Origin of the sequence: Alishewanella sp. HH-ZS, from assembly GCF_001704375.1 — a bacterium.
GTDB lineage: Bacteria > Pseudomonadota > Gammaproteobacteria > Enterobacterales > Alteromonadaceae > Alishewanella > Alishewanella aestuarii.
Map to the genome: position 1 here is coordinate 22948 of NZ_LZEJ01000020.1, position 22003 is coordinate 44950.

Consider the following 22003-nt stretch of genomic DNA (forward strand, 5'->3'; position numbering starts at 1 on the left):
GGCTTTAGGACAAAGGCTTTTTTTCTTTTTGTCAGGTAGCCCCACTCTGGGTACACTAGGGGCCTGATTGCTCAACCGAATAACGCTATGCAAAACCCGGATATTTATACGGTATCACGCCTGAATTCTGAAGTACGACTGACGCTGGAGCTGCAGTTTCAGCAGCTATGGCTGGTTGGCGAAGTGTCAAACTTTGTCGCAGCCGCCTCCGGCCATTGGTATTTTAGCCTCAAAGATCAGGCGGCACAGGTTAAGGTAGCGATGTTTAAGCAAGCCAACCGCTATGCCACTGTCAGGCCGCAAAATGGTCAGCAAGTGCTGATCCGGGCCCGAATTAGTGTCTATGAGCCGCGTGGTGAATATCAGTTGCTGGCCGAATTTATTGAACCGGCCGGTGCTGGCCTGTTAAAACAACAGTTTGAGCAACTTAAAGCCAAACTGGCAGCCGAGGGCTTATTTGCCCCTGAACGCAAACAGCCGTTACCCGCCAATCCGCGGCGTGTAGGGGTGATTACCTCGCCTACCGGTGCTGCCGTTCGCGATATTATTACCGTGCTGGCGCGCCGGGCGCCGGGCATTGAGCTGATTATTTATCCTTGTCAGGTGCAGGGGGAAACCGCCGCCGCTCAGCTTCGAAATATGCTCAGCACCGCGATAAGACGCAACGAAGTCGATGTGCTGATTATCGGCCGCGGCGGCGGCTCGATTGAAGATCTCTGGTGTTTTAATGATGAAGCCCTGGCCCGTGCCGTGGCAGAGTGTCCGATCCCGATTGTCAGTGCGGTGGGCCACGAAATTGATTTTGCGCTAACCGATTTTGTCGCCGATGTGCGGGCCGCCACGCCCTCAGCCGCGGCAGAGCTGGTATCACCGGACCAAAGCCAGTATCTGGTGGCGTTAACACAGCTGCAGCAACGCCTTAGCCGCGCCATGCGCCGGCAACTGGCACAGCAGCAACCACGTTTAATGCAACTGCAACAACGGCTGCAGCAACTGCATCCACAGCGGCGGCTGGAGCAACAGCAGCAGCGGCTGGATGAATTGCAGCTACGTTTGCAACGGCGGATGCAGCAACACCTGCAAACCGCGCGGCGGCAACACAGTTATTTACAACAAAGCCTGCAGCACTTATCGCCGGCCAAAGCCATTAAGCAACAGCAACTGCAGTTACAGCAGCTGGCAAAACGTCTGCAGCAGGCGCAACAGCAACAGTTAAAATACAGCAGTCAGCAACTGGCCCGACTCAGTGCCCAGCTGCATACCGTTAGCCCACTGGCGACGCTGGCACGGGGTTATAGCATCAGTTTTGACAGCCAGCAGCAGGCGCTGACCAGTAGCGCGCACCTTAAGGTTGGCGATGCCATAAGTACCCGACTGGCGCGAGGGAGCTTTAGCGCAGTGGTGACACAGGTGGTAAAAGACTGAGCGAGCGGCGGCGGGTGTAAACCGGCCATGGTAACTATTTAAGAGGACACTGCATGACCACCCTGAAAATTGATCTGGTTTCTGATATCGCCTGCCCCTGGTGCGCCGTTGGCTATGCCCGCTTAGAGCGTGCGCTGGCCAGCCTGCCTGAACTTAAGATTGAACTGGAATGGCATGCCTTTGAGCTCAACCCGGATAAAAACGCGCCGCAAGAGCCGATCCTGCCAGCGCTAAGCCGTAAATACGGTAAATCCGAAGCCGAGATGCGGCAAAGTCAGGCTTACATTATGGAAGTGGCGGCAGAGCTTGGCTTAAATTTCAGCAAAATGCAGCAGCGCTTTACCTGCAATACCTTTGATGCACACCGGCTGGTGAAATGGGCAGAGTCGCAAGGCCAGGCGACAGCAATGAAAATGGCCTTATTCACCGCCTATTTTGGTGAGGCTGCCGATGTCTCCAGGCATCAGGTGCTGCTCGACTGTGTGGCTAAACTGGGGTTAGATGTGACAACGGCAGCGCAAATTCTGGCCTCAGATGCCCACAGCGAGCAGGTACAACAGGATATCGCCCGCTATCAGCATGCTGGCATTTCTTCCGTGCCGGCCTTTATTATCAATAATAAATACCTGATTTCCGGCGCCCAGGAGCCGCAACAACTGGCGGCAGCGCTGCGGCAGATCGCCGCTCAGGTAAGCTAGTATGCATCTGCCGACAGTTATCACGCTGGCGTTAACCACCAATTTAACTGTCGGTCTTTATCTTTATTTGCTGTACCGCCGCAAACCCAAGGATCGCTGTTTTAAGCTTTGGGCCTATTCGTGCGGCAGTTTTGTGTTGGGCTCGGCGTTAGTTGTGCTTCGGCCCTACCCGCTACCGTCTTGGCTTAGCTTCTTTATTGCCGATAGCCTGTTACTGTTGGCACCGGTTTATATACTCGCTGGCTTAGTGCAATTTTCCCGTTTCCGCTACACCAGAAAACGCCGCCAACAAGCAATTTGGCTGCTTACTCTGGCGCTGTTGCTGTTGTTACTCAGTTATCAGCATCCCGGCTTGCTTAGCCTGGTCGCCGCGACCTCGATCGGCATCACATTCTGCCTATGTGCGGGTTTGCTGCAAAAATCAGTGATCTCCGAACCGACTTTTACCCGTACCCTGCAATGCGTCTTTGTTAGCCATGCGATTGTGATGTTTATCCAGGCCACGCTGGTGCTGATTAATTGGCAGCAACTGAATCTGCATGGCTTGCCGGAGGCGTCAATTTACACCTTACTTAGCCATATTCTGCTGACAACGCTAACTGCTTTACTGCTGCCCTGGTTAAGCTTTTTAAAGTTGGAACGCAAACTGACGCTAAAATCGCAACGCGATGGTTTAACCCGGCTGGCCAACCGCGAGCATTTTTTCTATCAACTTGAGCGTTACTGGCGACAGTATCCGACAACCCCCGCTGCCGTTATGATGATCGATATCGATTTTTTTAAGCGTATTAATGATACTTTTGGTCATGCGGTGGGAGACAAGGCCATTGCAGCGGTTGCCAGGCTGTTGTCAAAGCAATTACGCAGCAACGATATTATTGGCAGGATTGGCGGTGAGGAATATGCCGCGCTACTTATTGATATCGATGAACAAACGGCGTTAAAAGTCGGGCAGCGCTTATGCCAACAAGTGGCACAACAACTGGTATGGCTTGACGAGGATCAGGTTAACCTGACCATCAGTATTGGTATGGTGCATGTTATCCCCGTGCAACATGATCGCAACGAGGCATTTAAACTAGCCGACAAAGCACTCTATGCCAGTAAGCAAGCCGGCAGAAACACGGCCACACTCGCACACTTTACCCCCTGCACCTTTGTCAAAAGATTATGACTATGGTTGCTATAAGTTGTGGCTACTGCTGTAACATTGCCGTTATTTCAAGTGATTTTGCGGCAGCTGTGGTTGTCCCAGGATCGCAACAATCAAAATAAAATCAGCTTCCTTTGTGAAATATGCTACATGTTTTCCAACTGGGAAATAGTAACCATCTGGGTAAATATCGGCACAATTTAACCCCAAATCGGGATTATCGGCCAGCATTTGCAAAGCGGTTAGTAGGGTTGCTTTGTATTTTTGCCATTGAGCGGCAGAATAGTTTTCAACGGTATAGGTTTTGATGCCCTGCAGATGCGCTTGGGCTAAGCTGCTGAGCTTATAACGCATAGGCTGCCTGAAAGTTTTTATAACGCACGAAGAAAGGTTTCGCCATCGACAGCTTTGCCTTGCGCCAGATCGTCTTGTGCAGCTTTAAAACAATGCTTAAGGTAATCTGCTTTCATCAGCTCAAGGGCTTCGAAGTCCCGGATAGACATAACGACAACGGTATCTTTGCTGTTTTTGCTGATCTTTATTGGCTCGCGCTGCGCGTTAAGCAGTAACTCACCGAAGTTTCTTTTGGCGTCATTAGCGGTTAAGGTTTGCATGGCAAAGAACCCGATTAGAAAACACAACCAAAGTATAGCAAATAACACGGAACAGGCTAAATAATCAAATCGTGCGATCTGCATTTACTCTACTTGAGCCTGCTAATGCAGCATTGTAACCATCTCAATCATGAGCGCTATGTCATATAACACCATTGCCTTAAACCAACAACGCCAACCCTTAGATCATCTGAATACGGTATGGCTGTTCGGTTATGGTTCTTTAATCTATAAAGCGGATTTTCCCTATCTCGCTTGCCGGCCGGCCTGTATTTATGGCTGGCAGCGCCGCTTCTGGCAAGGTTCGCACGATCACCGTGGTACGCCAGAGGCACCGGGCCGGGTTGTTACCCTGGTGAAAGCGGCCGCTAAGCGCTGTGTTGGTATGGCGTATCAGGTAACACCGGATACCTTTGCCCATTTAGATCAACGGGAGAAAAACGGCTATCTGCGCTTTTTTACCGAACTACACTGGCTGGATAACGCAGGTCCCCACTCCACAGCGGATAGCTCAGGCATCGAGCAAGGCGTGGTCTATATTGCCAATCCGGATAATGCCGCCTATTTGGGGCCGGCACCGGAAGCGGTGATTGCCCGGCAAATCGCCAAAAGCCATGGCCCAAGCGGCGCCAATAGCGAGTATTTGCTACAGCTGGCACAGGCACTGCGCCAGCTTAACGAACAGGATGAACATGTGTTTAAGCTGGAGCAGCTGCTGTTAGACTTACGGCAGCAACCAAGGGTTTAAAGCTCAGTCCCGCTGAGCGTCAACGCACCTAGCCAGGGCTCGGCAAAACGGCCATAGCGCACCTGAGCCTGAAAGCGGATTTTCTGTTGACGATTGGTATCCCGTGGCAAGTGTTGCGCATAAGGCTTGGCCACATATAACGACTCCACCGCCAAGCGGTTTACCAGCACCTCGGGCTGTTTTGGTGTTTTATCGTCCTGACACCAGGTATAGCTAAGCTGAATATCTGCCGGCACTATCAATAGCTGACCGGCCGTAGGCCCGCTATGTTTTGCCAGTGCTTGCTGTAATAAGTTGCGGTCGGCGGCCGCATCAATCACAAACAGCCGGGTTGCCTCCTCGCGGGCAACCCGCCATTGCTCTTCAGCACGTTGTTGCTGCTCCTGCCGGCGTTTTGCTGCTTCCTGCAGCCTGTCCTGTACCATGCTGGTATTTAACTCAGCAGCCGCTTCTGCTGCCAGCCGTTGCTGTAACGCAGCATAATATTGTTCTGCTTGTCTCAGGTAATCCTGATAACTCTGACCATTAAACTCCAGCAGTACCCAACCTGAGCGCTGTTGCCGCTGATAGCCATCCGCGCAGCTACCGAAATGAAAACTGGCAAACTGCGGCTGCTGCAACCTTAGGATACGTTGTTGCTGCCGAGACAAATATTGCCATTCATCCTCGCTTGGCATTGGCCCGGGTGTGGTCCAGATCAGATTAAAGCGTAATGATGAATCTTCTTTAGCCATACCCCAGTGGTATGGCAAGCCAAGCTCCCGCTCACTCAGCGTCAGCTCAGCCACAACCACACTGCGGTTTAGCCAGACTTTGCTAAGGATAAAGGCGTTGACGCCCAGTATGGTTATCACAGCCAACAGTAACAGCTTTTTTGCCCCTGGCTTAGACATGGGCCACCTCATCTGGCTTGGCTGCGGTTTGTACCGCCAGGCGTAACCGGTTAAAGATTAACAGTGCCAGAATGGCCGTCAGCCCCAACAGGAAAAAGAACAGGTACTTCGGTAACCAGTCCCACCACCAGTCAAAAAACTTGGTATACAGGAACAACGCGAAGAACACATTACCGGTGAGCATTAACTTTGCGGCCTGTTGCCGGATACCGTACAGCACCAGCAAGGCGCTGCAGACAAAACCCAGCACCTGATACAGCCCTTCAATGACGCTATGCGACCAGGGTAAATAACTGACACTACCCCAGTTCGCCAGGATCAGTATCGCGATAAAGAACACTACCGCCGCGAGGATCTGATAGATGGCAGCAAAACCATCGTAGCGCTGCTGCTTAAATTTAAGGGGTAATAAAAAGAATAACAGACTGGTTAACAGAAAATGTTCCGGATATTCGCCGGTCGACACCCAGTAACTGCCCATCCAGCTGCCAAAGCGGGCGCCAAGAAAAATATAACTGCAGAGCATACCCACAGCTAACAGTAACCGCAGGTTTAGTAAATACGCCAGCGTAAAGGCATAGAGCGCAAAGACGGCAAAGGCATTCGGCGATGCCGGTAAATTAAAAATACTGCCCAGCATGACGATATTCAGCACCCAGGCGGCGAAGGACACCAGAGCTGCCAGCTTGGCATAGTAACCGCTGGCATCGATACGCATGAGCCAGACCACCAGACCCAGGCTTAACAGCGGCGCACTGATTAAAAGTCCGACCTGGGCTGCGGTACCAAAGAAACCCCAATACTGATAGAACAGAAAAAACAAACTGGCAGCCAGCGCCAGTGCACCTAAGAAAGAAACGATTTGCATACCCAGCGAAAGATGCCGGGCCTTAATATTCAGATCGATATTCAGGCTATGCTGAAACTGCTGTAACAACGCATCGTGATAGTCGCGCACCTTGCCGGCCTGCAGCTCGGGCGGTAATAAGCCTTGTTCGGCCAGCAGTTGTTGCTCGGCGCGAAACGCCAGAATTTGGTCGACACGCTCTTGTGCCTGGGTTTTATTCAGCGGGGGTGAGCTACTCAATGCATCTGTCCCTGTTAGCGATGGCCGGGCAAAATTGCCACTGTTGCGTCCTTGCAGCATAGGCGAACTGTTGCCGGATGCAACAGTTCGCCACGACTTTACTCTAGCACCACATCAATAAAATACTTCACTTCACCGTCAACCGTTTCCCGTACTAAACCGTGCACGTCGGTTTCAAAGCCCGGGAACTCGCTGTTAAAGGCGCGGGTGAATTTCAGATAGTTGATAATGGTTTTATTAAAGCGCTCGCCTGGTACCATCAGTGGGATCCCAGGTGGATAAGGCGTTACCAGCATAGCAGTAACCCGGCCTTCGATATCATCAATCGACACCCGTTCAATTTCACGGTGTGCCATCTTGGCCCAGGCATCGGCTGGCGTCATCGCGGTTTCGATATTCGACAGATACATCTCAGTCGTGACCTTAGCCACATCGTACTTACGGTACATATTGTGGATGCGCTGACACAGATCACGCAGGCCAACTTTCTCATAGCGCGGGTTCTTGGCGGCGAATTCCGGCATCACCCGCCACATCGGCAGGTTCTGGTCATAGTCGTCTTTAAACTGCTGCAGCTCGGTCACCATCGAGTTCCAGCGCCCCTTGGTAATACCGATAGTAAACATAATAAAGAACGAATAGAGGCCGGTTTTCTCAATAATAATACCGTGTTCGGCCAGGTACTTGCTGACGATAGCGGCCGGAATACCGGTTTCATCAAACTGACCATGCAGGTTCATGCCCGGCGTAATGATGGTGGCCTTGATCGGATCCAGCATATTAAAGCCCGATTCAATCTCGCCAAAGCCGTGCCAGCTGTCCTGCGCGTGCAGCACCCACTTCTCGCGGTTACCGATGCCCTCTTCCGGCAAACGATCCGGGCCCCAGACTTTAAACCACCAGTCATCCTCACCAAACTCGGCATCCACTTTGCGCATGGCACGGCGAAAATCGATCGCTTCCAGTAAGCTCTCTTCTACCAGCGCCGTACCACCCGGTGGCTCCATCATCGCTGCGGCTACGTCACAGCTGGCAATAATTGCATATTGCGGGCTGGTAGAGCTGTGCATCAGGTAAGACTCGTTAAAGCGATGGGTATCTAAGCTGCGCTTTTCGGCATTTTGCACCAGAATTTGTGATGCCTGCGATAAACCGGCCAGCAGTTTATGCGTCGACTGGGTAGCAAACACCAGCGTATCTTCTGACCGCGGCCGATCTTTACCGATGGCATGCATATTGTGGTAGAACTCGTGGAAGCTGGCATGTGGCAGCCAGGCTTCATCAAAATGCAGCGTATCGATGGTCGAGCCCAGCTCCTGCTTAATCTCTTCCACGTTATACAGAATACCGTCATAGGTACTCTGGGTAATAGTTAGAATGCGTGGCTTTTTATTTTTCGCATTGCGGGCAAAGGGATTAGCCTCAATCTTCTTTGCAATGGCTTCGGGCGAGAACTCACTTTTCGGGATCGGCCCGATAATGCCGTAATGGTTGCGGGTCGGCATTAAAAATACCGGGATCGCACCGGTCATAATAATCGAGTGCAGAATGGATTTATGACAGTTACGGTCAACCACTACGATATCACCCGGCGCCACCACGGAGTGCCAGACCATCTTATTCGAGGTGGAGGTACCGTTGGTGACAAAGAACAGGTGATCGGCATTAAAGATCCGCGCCGCATTGGCTTCGCTCTCTGCTACCGGGCCAGTATGGTCCAACAGCTGCCCCAGCTCATCCACCGAGTTACAGACATCGGCGCGCAGCATATTCTCACCAAAGAACTGGTGGAACATTTGCCCCACCGGGCTCTTTAAAAAGGCCACGCCACCGGAGTGTCCCGGGCAGTGCCAGGAGTAAGAGCTATCCTGGGCATAATCCATCAGCGCAGTAAAAAACGGTGGCGCTAATGCATCCAGATATTTACGCGCTTCGCGGATAATATGCCGTGCCACAAACTCCGGCGTGTCTTCAAACATATGAATAAAGCCGTGCAGTTCACGCAAAATATCGTTCGGGATATGCCGGCTGGTGCGGGTTTCGCCATACAGGAAGATTGGAATATCGGCATTGCGTTTGCGCACTTCCTTCACAAAGGCGCGTAGCTCAGCCAGTGCCACATTCACTTCCTGCTCACTGCCGCTGCCAAACTCTTCATCATCAATCGACAAAATAAAACACGAGGCCCGGCTGGCTTGCTGGGCAAAGGCGGTCAGATCGACATAGCTGGTGTAGCCTATGACTTCAAAGCCATGGCTGCCGATGGCTTCTGCCAGATCACGGATCCCTGAGCCAGAGATATTTTCAGAGCGGAAGTCTTCATCTATTACAATGACCGGAAAACGAAATTTCATCGGGTGATCCTTAGTTCTTCTGTGCCAGTTTTTGCCGCGCTTTTAACAGCCGCTCACGCTTATACTTCTGCAGAGCCGTTTCCGTATTTTTCTTGGTTGGCGTAAAGGGGTTTTCGCCTTCGCGGAATTCGATACGAATTGGCGTACCCATCATCTGCAACGCCTTGCGATAATAGTTCATCAGATAGCGCTTGTAGGAATCCGGCAGATCTTTTACCTGGTTACCGTGAATCACGATAATAGGCGGGTTATAACCACCGGCATGGGCATACTTTAACTTCACCCGCCGTCCGGCAACCATTGGTGGCTGGTGATCTTCCTGCGCCATTTTCATAATCCGCGTCAGCAGCGAGGTACTGACCCGCTTGGTGGCAGAATCAAACGCCTCTTCCACCGACTCAAACAGATTGCCGACACCCGAACCATGCAAGGCCGAGATAAAGTGCAGCCGGGCAAAGTCGATAAAGCCCAGGCGACGGTCCAGCTCACGTTTAATTTCATCTTTCACGCTGTCGTTCAGGCCATCCCATTTATTGACCGCCAACACTAAGGAACGACCGGCATTAAGCACAAAGCCGAGGATGCTTAAATCCTGATCGGAAATGCCCTGCCGCGCATCCAGCACTAATACCACCACATTGGCATCTTCAATCGCCTGCAGGGTTTTCACCACGGAGAATTTTTCTACCATATCATCGATCTTGCCGCGACGACGTACGCCAGCAGTATCAATCAAGGTGTAGTTGCGGTCATTGCGCTGCATCGGAATATAAATCGAATCGCGGGTGGTGCCGGGCATATCATAGACCACGACCCGCTCTTCACCGAGGATGCGGTTGGTCAGCGTCGATTTGCCGACATTAGGCCGGCCCACAATCGCCAGTTTAATATGCTCGGAACGCAAGCGCGCCGCTTCGGCCTCGGCCTCTTCCTCCGTCATCTCTTTAAAATCGGCCGATTCTGCAAACTCAGCGTCTTCATCGGCTTCGCCCTCAACTGCCGCGGGCAGTTGCTGCTGTAAGAACGGCAGTAACGCCAGTTGCAGTAACGAGGTGACACCGCGACCGTGCGCCGCCGCAATTGGATAGACCTCACCCATACCCAAACTATAAAAATCTGCTATTGCGGTGTCGGCATCCAGGCCATCGGTTTTATTGGCGACCAGAAATACCGGCTTTTCGACTTTACGAATATGCGCCGCGATAGCCGTATCACCAACAGTGGCACCGGCACGGGCGTCAACCATAAACAGCACCACATCCGCTTCGGCAATGGCTTTTAATGACTGCTCAGCCATCTCCACTTCGATGCCTTGCTCATTGCCATCGATACCACCGGTATCGACCACGATAAACTCCATGCCTTCAAACTTTACCGAACCGTATTTACGATCGCGGGTCAGCCCCGGAAAATCCGCCACCAGGGCATCCCGGGTACGGGTCAGGCGGTTAAATAACGTCGATTTGCCAACATTGGCGCGCCCTACCAGGGCCACTACAGGTAACATGGTGTCAACCTCAAAAAATAACAAAACAGGCCTGACTCAGGCCTGTTTTCAGTTTAAAAGCGCAACCCGCCTGTTTTAAGGCGTTTGCAGTACGGTCAGCTCGCCATCGCGGGTACTGATCACCAGCACCTCGTTATTGCTGACCGGCTCACGGAAAAAGCCGGAGCTGTCAAAACTCTGCCTGGCAACAAAATCACCGCTGTTACGATCCAGCCAATGTAAGTTACCTTTATTGTCACCCACCACCAGGTAGTCTTTGTACACGGCCGGTCCGGTCAGGAAATGGCGGTGTAAACCGGTTTGGCTCCACAGCTCAGTACCATTGCGCCGATCGATGGCATAGATCCGTCCGACTGAGTCCACCAGATACAACACTGTGCCTTGCACTGTCATATTGCGGAAACTGGCGTAATCACGCTTCCACAGTTGCTGGCCACTGCGCAGTTCCAGCGCATGCAATTCACCATTAAAGGCGATGGTATAGATGGTTCCCGCGACCACTATCGGCTTGGCATCGACATCGACCAGCCGTGACAGATCGGTACTGCCTTTGGGCGTAGCAATATTTTCTTCCCAGGCCTGAAAGCCGCGATCGACAACTAACACACCAACCCGACCACTGGCCGTACCATAGACCACGCCACCGCTTTCAATCACCGGCTCACCTGTACCACGCAGCGTCAGTGGCGGCTGCTCGTTCTCGAAAATCCAGCGCTGTTCACCATTGTCTGAGCTTAGACCAACCAAGGCGCCAGTGCCTAATTTTGCGACCACAAAGCCATCACCGACGGCAGGGCTAACCAGCACCTCTCCCGGAACCTGTACCCGCCAGCTTAACTGACCTGTTTCGGCATTCAGTGCAACGACTTCGCCATTTTCGGTACCAAAATAGATATTACCGAAGCCCTGGCTAATGCCACCGGCAATGCGGGCATTGTCGGACGAGAAACGCTGACGTAGCTTCTGGATTGTCGATAGGGTGTCGTCTTTACGCAGGTCATAGGTCCAGAGCCGTTTGCCTGAGCTCAGCTCAAACGCCATCACCATACCTTCGCGGCTGGCCATATAGACCCGATCAGCATGAATTAGTGGCCTTAAGCCTGATTCATAATGCGCTACGCCCTTACCAACCTGAGCACTCCAGACTTTTTTCGGACTGATCTGATTTTGTACTTCTGGTAATACCAGCTTCTCTTTACTGGAGCAGGCAGCCAGCGTTAGGGTCATCAATACGACCGCGGCCTGTTTAACTGAAAATCTCATGCCGGCCCCTTAATTCGTCACAGCAACGTGCGCCAGCTCATCCAGCTTAATTTGTACCAACTGCGTATTTTGCGGTGCTTTGCTCAGTGCCAGCTGGTAAGCCGCTTTAGCGGCAGCCAAATCGCCACTTTGCTGCAGAATATCGCCTTTTAACTCGGCTTGTTGTGCAGCAAAGCTTTCCGGTACCGGCTGATTAACGGTGACCAGAGCAGCCGCCAGATCACCGATTTCACGCTGTACCCGGGCTAACCGTAACTGGGCAATGGCTTTTACCCCAGCGTCTTTAGTTTGTTGTTGCACCCAGCTCAGCTGTTGTACAGCCAGGGCTAAATCCCCTTTATTGACCGCTTCTCTGGCGGTCAGTAAGGCGGCGAAAATAGCATAATTGTTGGAGCCCTGAGCGGTAATAAAGCTTTGCGCCTGAGCGATCCATTCGTCGTCGCCGCCCTGCTGTTGCACTAGCTGGCTATAACTGCTGGATAAGGCTTCTGCACTGGCACGTTGCTCCGCCTGATAATAGCGCCAGCCATAGAGGGTGGCTAAGCCAATAACGACGCCGCCGACAATGGCTTTGCCGTACTCATTCCAAAAGCGTTTAATGGCCTCAACCTGTTGTTCTTCGCTATTATAAATTTCCACCTAACTACTCCGTATACTTTCAGGCCAGCTGCTGAGCGAGCTCGCTCAGCTTTAGCGTTTGTTGTGGCTTCTCTTCGCGCAACCATTTAATGGTAATTTCCTGCCGCGCCAGTTCTTCTTCGCCTAAAATCAGCGCTATGGCTGCGCCTGACTTATCTGCTTTTTTAAATTGTTTTTTCAGGTTACCGCCACCGCAGTGCAAGATAACACGTTTTGCCGGTAACTCGCTACGCAGCCTTTCGGCAACACTTATGGCGGCAAGTTCCGCAGTTTCCCCCACTGCCAGCAGATAAATATCCGCTTGCGCCGGTAAATCCGGTGCCAGGTTTAAACTTTGCAATAACAGGATTAAGCGTTCCAGCCCCATCGCAAAGCCAACCGCAGGGGTCGCCTTGCCACCGAGCTGCTCAACCAAACCATCATAACGACCACCGGCACAGACGGTGCCCTGGGCACCAAGCTCAGTGGTGACCCACTCAAATACGGTTTTGTTGTAATAATCCAGGCCGCGCACCAGTCGTGGATTAATCACAAACTCAATACCCGCTGCGGTTAAACGCTGCTGCAGCGAGGCAAAATGCGCTGCTGACTCAGCGTCCAGATGCTCAGCCAGTTTCGGCGCTTTAGTCAGCACCTCAGCCAGCGCCGGATTTTTGCTATCCAGCACACGCAGTGGGTTGCTATACAGCCGGCGCAAGCTGTCTTCGTCGAGCAAGTCTTTATGTTGTTCCAGATAGGCAACTAACTTATCGCGGTAGGCAGCACGCGCTTCATTGGAGCCGAGTGAGTTCAGTTCCAATTTTACATAAGGCGTTAAGCCCAATTTTTGCCAAATCCGCGCCGTCAGAATAATCACTTCAGCATCAATATCCGGCGTGGCAATACCAAAGGCTTCCAGACCAAACTGATGAAACTGGCGGTACCGACCTTTTTGTGGCCGTTCGTGTCGGAACATCGGGCCGGTATACCACAGCCGCTGTTCCTGATTATACAGTAAACCATGTTCATTGCCGGCGCGGACGCAGCAGGCGGTGCCTTCCGGGCGCAGCGTCAGACTGTCACCATTGCGGTCAGTAAAGGTATACATTTCTTTTTCCACGATATCGGTGACTTCACCAATCGAGCGTTTAAACAGCTCGGTCATCTCGACAATCGGAAAACGGATTTCGCTGTAACCATAACTGGCAGCGGTGTCGCGCAAGGTCGTTTCTACATATTGCCAGAGGGCACTGTCCTGCGGCAGGCAGTCATTCATGCCGCGAATTGCCTGGATTTGCTTCGACAAAATTTTGCTTCCATTTTGGGGCGCCGCAGCGCCCACATGCAATAGGTTAATAAAAAAGCGTGATTATAATCTGTAGTGGCTGAAATGTCGCCCTAGACTTGCTTTACCGCAATCCGCTGCTGCAAATACTGCCGCACCTGCTGCTCCAGCTGCTCGGCAATGTTATCATTATCCAGCCGCAGCTTTTGGCGTTCACCATTCAGGTAAAAGCCACTTTTTTTACTGGCACCGGCGACACCCAAATCCGACACTAAGGCCTCACCCGGACCATTTACCACACAACCGATTACCGAAACGGTCAGGGGCTCTACCACATCTTCCAGCCGCTGCTCCAGCTCGTTCATGGTTTTAATCACATCAAACTCCTGCCGCGAGCAGCTGGGGCAGGCAATAAAATTAATGCCGCGTGAGCGGATGCGTAGCGACTTCAGAATATCAAAGGCCACTTTGACTTCTTCCACCGGATCAGCAGCCAGTGAAATTCTTAGCGTATCGCCAATACCTTCGGCCAGCAGCATACCTAAGCCAATCGCCGACTTAACGGCGCCAGCGCGGGCGCCACCGGCTTCGGTGATGCCAAGATGCAAGGGCTGTTTAATTTGTGTCGCCAGTAAGCGATACGCACCTACCGCCAAAAACACATCTGACGCTTTCACACTAACTTTAAACTGATCGAAATTCAGTCGATCCAGAATATCAACATGCCGCATTGCCGACTCAACCAGCGCTTCCGGCGTCGGCTCGCGGTATTTTTCCTGAATATCGGCTTCCAGCGAACCGCCATTAACGCCGATGCGGATCGGGATATTGTGATCGCGCGCCGCATCAACCACAGCCCGGATCCGATCTTCACGACCGATATTACCCGGGTTAATCCGTAAACAATCGACACCATATTCAGCGACTTTCAGTGCGATGCGATAATCAAAATGAATATCTGCTACCAATGGGATCGGCGATTGCTGTTTAATCAGCTTAAAGGCTTCGGCTGCTTCCATTGTTGGTACTGATACCCGCACCAGATCGGCTCCGGCCGCAGCAATAGCCCGGATTTGCGCCACGGTAGCGTCAACATCGGTAGTACGGGTATTGGTCATCGATTGCACAGCGATAGGGGCATCGCCACCAATCAGTACGTTACCGACCTTAATCTGAGTACTGGGCCGGCGCTTAATCGGATTCTCTGCAAACATTATTCGTTTTGTCCTGACAACGTAAACTTGGCAACGCGGTTACCGGGGAAACGCGACATATCGTATGGCTGGTCATTTAATTCAATACTTACCACACCGGGATTACCCAGGGTAATCACAAAAGGCCCTTTGGCGTTAAGTTCCATTACATAGCCGGCTTGTTTAGTACCAAAAGCAATACGATCGCCGTTGGCATCCAACACATCAATCCAGCAGTTATCGCTAAAGGTCATCTTTAACCTGTCGTGTAACGACTGTGGCGGCTGTTCACTGACAGCACTGACCGCCTCCTCCTGCTGTAATGCCTGATTCAGCTGTTCCAGTTGCTGTTGTGCTGCCGGCGGTAAAGCCGTAACGTCAAGTTCGGTTAGCGTCTCTGCGACGGCAGTTGTTACTTCTGTTACTTCGGGCTCCACAGTAGCTACTTCAACCGCACCTGGCGGCGGTTCGCTAACGAGCAAGGGTGTTGGCGCGATCACTGTCTGTGCCGGGCCCGGCAAAGCGTCACTCTGTAACAGCTTGTTCTCGCGAGCACTTTGCCAGAACCAGACTGCTAATGACACCAGCAATACCAGCACAATTAACCAGGTAAGCCACATATAGCGCGCTTCGGTGCGCTGTTTTGCCGAGCGGTTTGAAAAAGTGCGCATAGTTTTCACCGGCGCGCTTTTAACCTGATGCTGCTGCTCAAACCGGATCAACAAGGCCTGTTCCGGTAGTTTTAAAAACCGGGCATATGACTTGAGATAGCCACGCATAAAAGTGGGTAAGATTGCCTTATCAGGCTGGTCCAATTCCAGGTTGTGTAAGATTTCGACCCGCAATTTCAGTTGCTGCGCAGCTTGTTCCAGGCTGAGTTGACGTTTTTCGCGTTCCTGGCGAAGCGTTTGACCAACACTTAGTTCCTGTGTTGGTGGGTTAAGGTCATTCTGGGTCATTGTTTATCGTAGCCGGATCGACAATATACAGCCGCTGGCCAATGGACAGACGGCTTTCTTCCGTCAGATTGTTCCAGGCCATAAAGCGTTCAAGGCGGATATTATAGCGGTATGAAATAGCAAACATAGTGTCGCCTTCCGCAACTTGATGAAAATAATTATCCACTGGCTGCGCTGCGGCCAAACGCACCGGCGGCGCCGCCGGCTCAGGTGGCGCATCATTCGGGCCAAGGTAAATCTTTTGGCCTACCCGCAGCCGGGATTGCTCGGTCAGATGGTTCCACTCCAACAGCCGTGGCAACAGGATATTATACTGCAGTGAAATACTGTGCAGCGATTCGCCGGCTGTAACCAAATGCACCGGAACTTGCTGCGCCGCTTCGGCTGAAGTGTCGGCATAACTTAACTGCCTGCTGGCTGGCATTCTGGCTGGCAGCTCGCGACTATCAGACGCTGTCTGATTGGCGGTTGTGGTCTCTGCTGCGTTAACTGCTGTCACCACCGGCTCGGCAGCGTTAGTCTGCGGTTCCGTTGTGGTTGCTGCTACGACAGGTTCGGCCGCGCTGCGCTGCGGTTCACTGGTTACTGCCGGCGTTAACTGGCGCTCTGCCGGTAAGCCTGTGCTGGGCGCCAGCGCTTGTACTTGCTGGCTTTGCTGATGCTGCTGATTTTGCAGGCTGCCAGCTATGGCTGAGGTCGAATGCGTTGGTCGCACTGTACTTGCCGCTACCGGTGTTGCCGGTGGCGGGCTGGCCGCTGCAGTTGCTGTTAACGCGTCTGGCTCAGCGGTTTTGCGCCGGATCCGAAGCTGCGGATTAGCCACAGGCTGTGTGGTATTCCGGGACGCAGTGGCCGGATTTTGCGGCATAAAATCAGCCAGCAAATGCTGCTTATAGCGTTCGCGCAGTTGCTCAAACTCGCTTTCCAATAAACGCTGCTGTAACAACAGCCGGGCTTCGTTGGTGTCGATGTACAGCGTAAGCAGTAATTGCTCCGCGTGTTTCATGGTCGACAAATCGCCCTGCTTCTCCGAGACCAGATAATTGAGCAGAGTACTGCGCGCGGACACCCGGCCCAGACGTTGAATACGTTGTAAGTCAGTTTTTGCTTCTGCCAGACTACCCATCGCATAATGCACCGAGGCACTGTTAATCAGGGCGCTGATGCGGGTACCGTTATGACTCAGCGACGAGGCCAGATAACCCTTCGCCCGCTCAAAACGATCCTGCTCTAACTGACAAAGTGCCAGGTTTTCATAGCTTTCAGCAACCCGGATGTAACCCGGTTTAGCAATGGCTGCCAACAACAGCCGTTCGGCTTCATCATACTTGCCAATCTGGCACAGGAAAGCGCCGTAGTTGTTATACGCATCCGCATTATTGGCATCACGGGCGATGGCCTGTTTATAGGCATTTTCTGCCTGGGCATGCTCACCAACCGTCTGATAATAAAATGCCAGAGCGTTATACACCTCTGGCAAATTTGGCGCCATCGCGCGGGCACGTTCCAGATTAAACAACGCCTGAGTGCTATCACCACGACGCAAGTAATTTAAGCCCAGCGAAATACGGGTTTTAGCCGCTTCAGTGTTATCCACATTGCGCTGAGTGACCTGGCGATCATTCGCCACTATCGTATTCTCTGACACACAGCCAGAGAGGATAAACAATGCCGTCAGCGCGGTTACCACAGGAAGTTTCTGCATTACCACTGGCCATCCATTTGTTGTTATTGCAGCACTTTTACCGCTATGTTCTCGCCTTTCTGCTGCTTTTTCAGTAAACGTTTCGTACGGTCGATGACATCACCGACCAACTGTCCGCAGGCGGCATCGATATCATCGCCGCGGGTTTTACGTACCATAACAGTAAAACCGTAATCTTGTAAGACCTTGTTAAAGCGATCAATCCGTGAATTACTGGATCTCTTATAAGGAGACCCTGGATACGGGTTGAACGGAATAAGATTAATCTTAGAGGGTGTATCTTTCAATGCTTTAGCGAGTTCGTGTGCCTGATCAGTACTGTCATTGATGCCTTCCAGCATCACATACTCAACCGTGACTTTGTCACTGGCTTTAGAGTGCTCAACATAACGGCGTGAGGCGGCCAGAAACTCTTCCATTGGGTACTTTTTATTAACCGGTACCAACTCATCACGCAGCGCATTATTCGGCGCATGCAATGAAATCGCCAAGGCGACATCAATCTTCTCGCGTAGTAAATCCAAAGCCGGTACCACACCTGAGGTACTGAGCGTGACGCGCCGTTTGGACAAGCCAAAGCCGTAATCTTCCATCATCAGTTCCATCGCCGGCACCACGTTGTTCAGATTGAGCAGCGGTTCACCCATGCCCATCATCACCACGTTGGTCACCGGTTTTTCACCAGTATCACCAAAGCTGCCGATAATCTGTGATACCCGCCACACCTGACCAATAATTTCTGAGACACTGAGGTTACGGTTAAAGCCTTGCTGCGCTGTAGAACAGAAAGAGCAGTCCAGCGCGCAGCCCACCTGAGAAGACACACAAAGGGTACGACGATCTTTTTCCGGGATCCAGACGGTTTCCACCTCCTGACCGCCTTCCAGCGCCATCACAAACTTGATGGTGCCATCAGCACTGTCCTGACGGGTGGCCACGACCGGAGCCTTAATCACGCAACGCGCCTTTAGCAGCTCACGGAGCTTTTTGTTGATATTGGTCATTTTGTCGAAATCATCGACACAGTAGTGATAAATCCATTTCATCACCTGATCAGCACGGAATGGCTTTTCGCCAAGACTGACAAAGAACTCTTGCATTTGCGACCGGGTCAGGTCCAGCAAATTGACGACTTCGCGGGTGTTGCTCATGCCAGTAAACTCCAGCTAACCAATATCAACAAAAAACTTTCTTCCTGCAGTGCTGAATGCACTAAGGGGGCTGCTGCCCCCTTAGTCTCTTTGCAGACAGCTACCGGATTAACGGGTACGGCTGCACAGCTCAGCTTCGGTGAAGAAGTAGGCAATTTCACGGGCCGCAGAAGCCGCAGCGTCTGAACCGTGAACCGCGTTCTCATCGATGCTGGCAGCGAAATCCGCACGTAAAGTACCGGCTAAAGCATCTTTCGGGTTAGTAGCACCCATGATTTCGCGGTTCTTACGCACTGCGTCTTCACCTTCTAACACCTGTACCATGACCGGGCCAGACGTCATAAAAGATACCAGCGCATTGAAGAATGGACGCTCTTTGTGCTCAGCGTAGAAACCTTCAGCCTGTTCCCGGCTTAAGTGTAACATCTTGGCAGCAACAATGCGCAGGCCAGCGGCTTCAAAGCGGCTGTAAATTGCGCCGATCAGGTTCTTCGCTACGGCATCCGGCTTCACGATAGAGAAAGTACGTTCTAAGGCCATGTCAGGCTCCTGTTAGTCTAAAGGGTTAAAATTTTGGGCGGCAAAGTATACGCTAAATTACGAAAAAAACCTAATGCCCTTCGCTAACCATATTGACAGTGTATTTCGGGATTTCCACCACTAAATCTTCGTCAGCCACAATGGCCTGACAGCCTAAACGTGATTCCGGCTCTAAACCCCAGGCTTTATCCAGCATGTCATCTTCCAGCTCTTCGCTGGGCGTCAGCGAATAAAAGCCCTCGCGGATAATCACATGACAGGTGGTGCAGGCACAGGATTTTTCGCAGGCGTGTTCAATAGCAATGCCGTTTTTCAGCGCCACATCGAGCACGGTTTCACCGGTTTTGGCATCCAGTGCAGCCCCTTCCGGACACAGCTCAGGATGAGGTAAAAATACGATCTGGGGCATGTTAAACCTCGTCTACCTTGTGACCCTGCAGCGCCAACCGGATCGATTTATCCATCCGCCGCGCCGCAAAATCATCTGTTAATTGGTTGGTGTGTTCGATCGCTGCTTTGATAGCAGCAGTATCGTCCTGTTGTTTCAATTCTGCCAGCTGGCGTAACGCATCACGGATGGTCGCCAGTTCATGCTCATTCAGTAAGGCGGCATCGGTCGCCAGCGCAGCACTGACCGCTTCCAGCACCCGCTCCGCCTCGACCTGCTGCTCGCGCAATAAGCGCTGCTGCATATCCTGCCGCGCATATTGCATCGAACCGCTAATCATCTGTGCCACCTGATCGTCGGTCAGGCCATACGAAGGTTTTACCTGAATACTGGCCTGGACGCCGGTTGATTTTTCCATCGCGCTGACGCTAAGCAGCCCATCGGCATCGACCTGAAAAGTAACACGAATATGGGCGCCACCGGCCGGCATCGGCGGAATACCGCGCAGCTCAAAGCGGGCCAGTGAACGACAATCTTCGACCAGCTCACGCTCACCCTGTACCACATGGATCGCCATCGCAGTCTGACCATCTTTAAAGGTGGTAAATTCCTGCGCTCGCGCCACCGGAATTACGGTATTACGCGGGATAATTTTTTCGGTCAGACCACCCATGGTTTCAATACCCAGCGACAGCGGGATCACATCCAGCAGCAGGGTTTCATTATCGGCTTTATTGCCGACCAGCACATTGGCTTGAATCGCCGCACCAATGGCAACCACCTGATCCGGGTCAATTGAGGTTAACGGCTCAGAGCCAAAGAAAGCGGCCACTTGTTGACGTACCAGGGGTACCCGGGTTGAGCCCCCGACCATTACCACCTTTAACACCTCATCGGTAGTTAAACCGGCATCGCGTAAACTCTGCCGGCAAGCGCGAATAGTTTGCTTAACCAGCGGGCTAATCAAGTCTTCAAATTGCTGGCGACTGACACTGCCACTTAACTGCTGGCCATCAGCACTAAAGCTGTAATCGGTACTATCACTGCTGGTCAGGCGTTCTTTAATCGCTTTCGCCTGTTGCTGATACTGCCGGCGGGCACTGGCCGACAGATTGGGTTGATCGTGTTGTTGCTGCAACAAGGCTACCAGCGCCTGATCAAAATCATCGCCACCCAGTGCCGAATCGCCACCGGTTGCCAGCACTTCAAACACACCGCGTCGTAAGCGTAAAATCGAAATATCAAAGGTGCCGCCGCCTAAATCATAGACAGCGATAATACCTTCCTGCCCTGAGTCCAGGCCATAAGCCAAGGCTGCTGCTGTTGGCTCGTTTAACAAACGCAGCACATTCAGACCGGCCAGTTTGGCGGCATCTTTGGTAGCCTGGCGCTGCGCATCATCAAAATAGGCCGGCACGGTGATCACTACACCGTTTAACTCACCACCAAGGGTTTGACTGGCGGTATTGGCCAGGGTCGCCAGAATTTCTGCGGAGACTTCCACCGGGTTTTTCACGCCGGCAGCCGTTTCAATCGCTACCAGGCCGCTTTGTTCAATCAACTGATACGGGAGCTTTTCCGTTAGCGCCAGTGTTTCCTGATAGCCTTTACCCATCAGCCGTTTGACCGATACTATGGTATTTTCCGGATCACTGACAGCAGCCGCAACAGCGGCCGAACCGACGACCACCTGCTTAGCGCCATACTGAACAACAGAGGGTACCATCGCCTCTCCCGCCTGATTCAGCAGCACCCTGGCTTCACCACTGCGTACTGTCGCCACCAGTGAATTGGTGGTACCCAAATCAATACCGGCAGCCAATTTATGTTGATGCGGCGCCGCGCTCTGGCCCGGCTCGGCAATTTGTAATAACGCCATAATGAATTCAGTCTTGTAGTTGCTGTTCGATTAACTCCAGCTCTTGCTGCAGTTTGTAAAAGAATTTTAGCTTGCGTACCAGTTCAGCTGCCAGCTGATCTTGCGCTGCCGTACCTGAGGCCAACGCCTGATGCAGTGCCCTCAGTAGCGCCTTACGTTGCTGTTGCAGTTCTTGCTCGATGTCATACAGCGCCTGTTCGGGATCCACTGCCGTAGCTAACTCGGCTAACTGTTCCCGCAGTTCCATTTGCTGCATTAAAAACGTCGGATCAGTAAAGCTGCGCTGTTCATTACTTAGCTTAATGCCGCGCAGTGCCAGCATATGTTCAGCGCGTAACAACGGGTGTTTCAGGCTATGGTAAGCATCATTAATATTAGCCGTTTGCTGCACAGCGAGCAGCCGGTCCCGCTCGGAACCGGCGGCGTAGTTGTCCGGATGAAAACGCTTCTGCAGCGCCAGATAGCGTGAGCCGAGCTCAGCCAGATCCAGCTCGAACTGCTCGGGCAGATCAAACAACTGAAAATAGTTCATCTTACCTCAGT

General features: G+C 52.3%; 21 protein-coding genes. 4 read left to right on the top strand and 17 right to left on the bottom strand.

Features of this window, described 5'->3' with window-relative positions; genetic code table 11:
• The first annotated feature begins 87 nt into the window (after positions 1-87).
• From xseA to A9165_RS09475, 3 genes are read left to right on the top strand one after another with little or no spacing between them, the layout of a single operon-like run.
• Positions 88-1425: an exodeoxyribonuclease VII large subunit gene (gene xseA, locus A9165_RS09465; RefSeq protein ID WP_065955692.1), complete on the top strand. Its 1338-nt coding sequence runs from the start codon at positions 88-90 to the stop codon at positions 1423-1425.
• A 53-nt stretch (positions 1426-1478) separates the two neighbouring features.
• On the top strand, positions 1479-2123 hold the full coding sequence (locus A9165_RS09470; RefSeq protein ID WP_065955693.1) for a DsbA family protein: 645 nt from the start codon (positions 1479-1481) through the stop codon (positions 2121-2123).
• A 1-nt stretch (position 2124) separates the two neighbouring features.
• Positions 2125-3297, top strand: coding sequence for a GGDEF domain-containing protein (locus A9165_RS09475; protein ID WP_065955694.1), 1173 nt, complete (start codon positions 2125-2127; stop codon positions 3295-3297).
• 42 nt (positions 3298-3339) lie between these two features.
• Here the strand turns inward: A9165_RS09475 and A9165_RS09480 are convergent, their stop codons facing one another.
• Positions 3340-3630 carry a type II toxin-antitoxin system RelE/ParE family toxin gene (locus tag A9165_RS09480; RefSeq protein WP_065955695.1) on the bottom strand — a complete coding sequence of 97 codons (291 nt, stop codon included), beginning with the start codon at positions 3628-3630 and terminating at the stop codon, positions 3340-3342.
• Positions 3631-3647: 17 nt separating this feature from the next.
• Positions 3648-3890: a type II toxin-antitoxin system Phd/YefM family antitoxin gene (locus A9165_RS09485; protein ID WP_065955729.1), complete on the bottom strand. Its 243-nt coding sequence runs from the start codon at positions 3888-3890 to the stop codon at positions 3648-3650.
• Positions 3891-4029: 139 nt separating this feature from the next.
• Between A9165_RS09485 and A9165_RS09490 the strand changes: the two genes are divergently transcribed.
• Positions 4030-4638: a gamma-glutamylcyclotransferase gene (locus A9165_RS09490; RefSeq protein ID WP_065955696.1), complete on the top strand. Its 609-nt coding sequence runs from the start codon at positions 4030-4032 to the stop codon at positions 4636-4638.
• Here A9165_RS09490 and A9165_RS09495 read toward each other — a convergent pair.
• The 15 genes from A9165_RS09495 to hscB form a co-directional block, all read right to left on the bottom strand.
• Complete coding sequence (locus tag A9165_RS09495) at positions 4635-5531, bottom strand: DUF4824 family protein (RefSeq protein ID WP_065955697.1); 897 nt, start codon at positions 5529-5531, stop codon at positions 4635-4637. The two genes, A9165_RS09490 and A9165_RS09495, sit on opposite strands and share 4 nt — an antisense overlap.
• Positions 5524-6618, bottom strand: coding sequence for a DUF2157 domain-containing protein (locus tag A9165_RS09500; RefSeq protein WP_065955730.1), 1095 nt, complete (start codon positions 6616-6618; stop codon positions 5524-5526). The genes A9165_RS09495 and A9165_RS09500 overlap by 8 nt, the downstream gene beginning before the upstream one ends.
• A 98-nt stretch (positions 6619-6716) precedes the next feature.
• Complete coding sequence (locus A9165_RS09505; RefSeq protein WP_008950034.1) at positions 6717-8972, bottom strand: arginine/lysine/ornithine decarboxylase; 2256 nt, start codon at positions 8970-8972, stop codon at positions 6717-6719.
• 10 nt (positions 8973-8982) lie between these two features.
• Positions 8983-10479 carry a ribosome biogenesis GTPase Der gene (gene der, locus A9165_RS09510; RefSeq protein WP_065955698.1) on the bottom strand — a complete coding sequence of 499 codons (1497 nt, stop codon included), beginning with the start codon at positions 10477-10479 and terminating at the stop codon, positions 8983-8985.
• Between the two features lie 75 nt (positions 10480-10554).
• Positions 10555-11742 (bottom strand): outer membrane protein assembly factor BamB, encoded by a 1188-nt coding sequence (bamB, locus tag A9165_RS09515; RefSeq protein WP_065955699.1) that lies wholly within the window; start codon positions 11740-11742, stop codon positions 10555-10557.
• Positions 11743-11751: 9 nt separating this feature from the next.
• The gene (locus tag A9165_RS09520; RefSeq protein WP_065955700.1) at positions 11752-12381 is read right to left on the bottom strand and encodes a tetratricopeptide repeat protein; all 630 of its coding nucleotides are present in this window, start codon (positions 12379-12381) and stop codon (positions 11752-11754) included.
• A 19-nt stretch (positions 12382-12400) separates the two neighbouring features.
• Complete coding sequence (gene hisS, locus A9165_RS09525; protein WP_065955731.1) at positions 12401-13666, bottom strand: histidine--tRNA ligase; 1266 nt, start codon at positions 13664-13666, stop codon at positions 12401-12403.
• A gap of 92 nt (positions 13667-13758) precedes the next feature.
• Complete coding sequence (gene ispG / locus A9165_RS09530; RefSeq protein WP_008608972.1) at positions 13759-14859, bottom strand: flavodoxin-dependent (E)-4-hydroxy-3-methylbut-2-enyl-diphosphate synthase; 1101 nt, start codon at positions 14857-14859, stop codon at positions 13759-13761.
• Positions 14859-15797: a RodZ domain-containing protein gene (locus A9165_RS09535; RefSeq protein ID WP_065955701.1), complete on the bottom strand. Its 939-nt coding sequence runs from the start codon at positions 15795-15797 to the stop codon at positions 14859-14861. Before A9165_RS09535 ends, ispG begins: the two co-directional genes overlap by 1 nt.
• Positions 15784-17502, bottom strand: a complete 1719-nt coding sequence (gene pilW, locus A9165_RS09540; protein WP_065955702.1) for a type IV pilus biogenesis/stability protein PilW — start codon at positions 17500-17502, stop codon at positions 15784-15786. The genes A9165_RS09535 and pilW overlap by 14 nt, the downstream gene beginning before the upstream one ends.
• A gap of 23 nt (positions 17503-17525) precedes the next feature.
• A complete protein-coding gene (locus A9165_RS09545; RefSeq protein WP_065955703.1) occupies positions 17526-18653 on the bottom strand; it encodes a bifunctional tRNA (adenosine(37)-C2)-methyltransferase TrmG/ribosomal RNA large subunit methyltransferase RlmN in 1128 nt (375 codons plus the stop codon).
• A gap of 108 nt (positions 18654-18761) precedes the next feature.
• A complete protein-coding gene (ndk, locus tag A9165_RS09550; RefSeq protein WP_008608976.1) occupies positions 18762-19193 on the bottom strand; it encodes a nucleoside-diphosphate kinase in 432 nt (143 codons plus the stop codon).
• 70 nt (positions 19194-19263) lie between these two features.
• Positions 19264-19602, bottom strand: coding sequence for an ISC system 2Fe-2S type ferredoxin (fdx, locus tag A9165_RS09555; RefSeq protein WP_008608977.1), 339 nt, complete (start codon positions 19600-19602; stop codon positions 19264-19266).
• Position 19603: 1 nt separating this feature from the next.
• The gene (gene hscA / locus A9165_RS09560; RefSeq protein WP_065955704.1) at positions 19604-21460 is read right to left on the bottom strand and encodes a Fe-S protein assembly chaperone HscA; all 1857 of its coding nucleotides are present in this window, start codon (positions 21458-21460) and stop codon (positions 19604-19606) included.
• Positions 21461-21467: 7 nt separating this feature from the next.
• Positions 21468-21992, bottom strand: a complete 525-nt coding sequence (gene hscB / locus A9165_RS09565; protein ID WP_065955705.1) for a co-chaperone HscB — start codon at positions 21990-21992, stop codon at positions 21468-21470.
• Between the last annotated feature and the right edge of the window lie 11 nt (positions 21993-22003).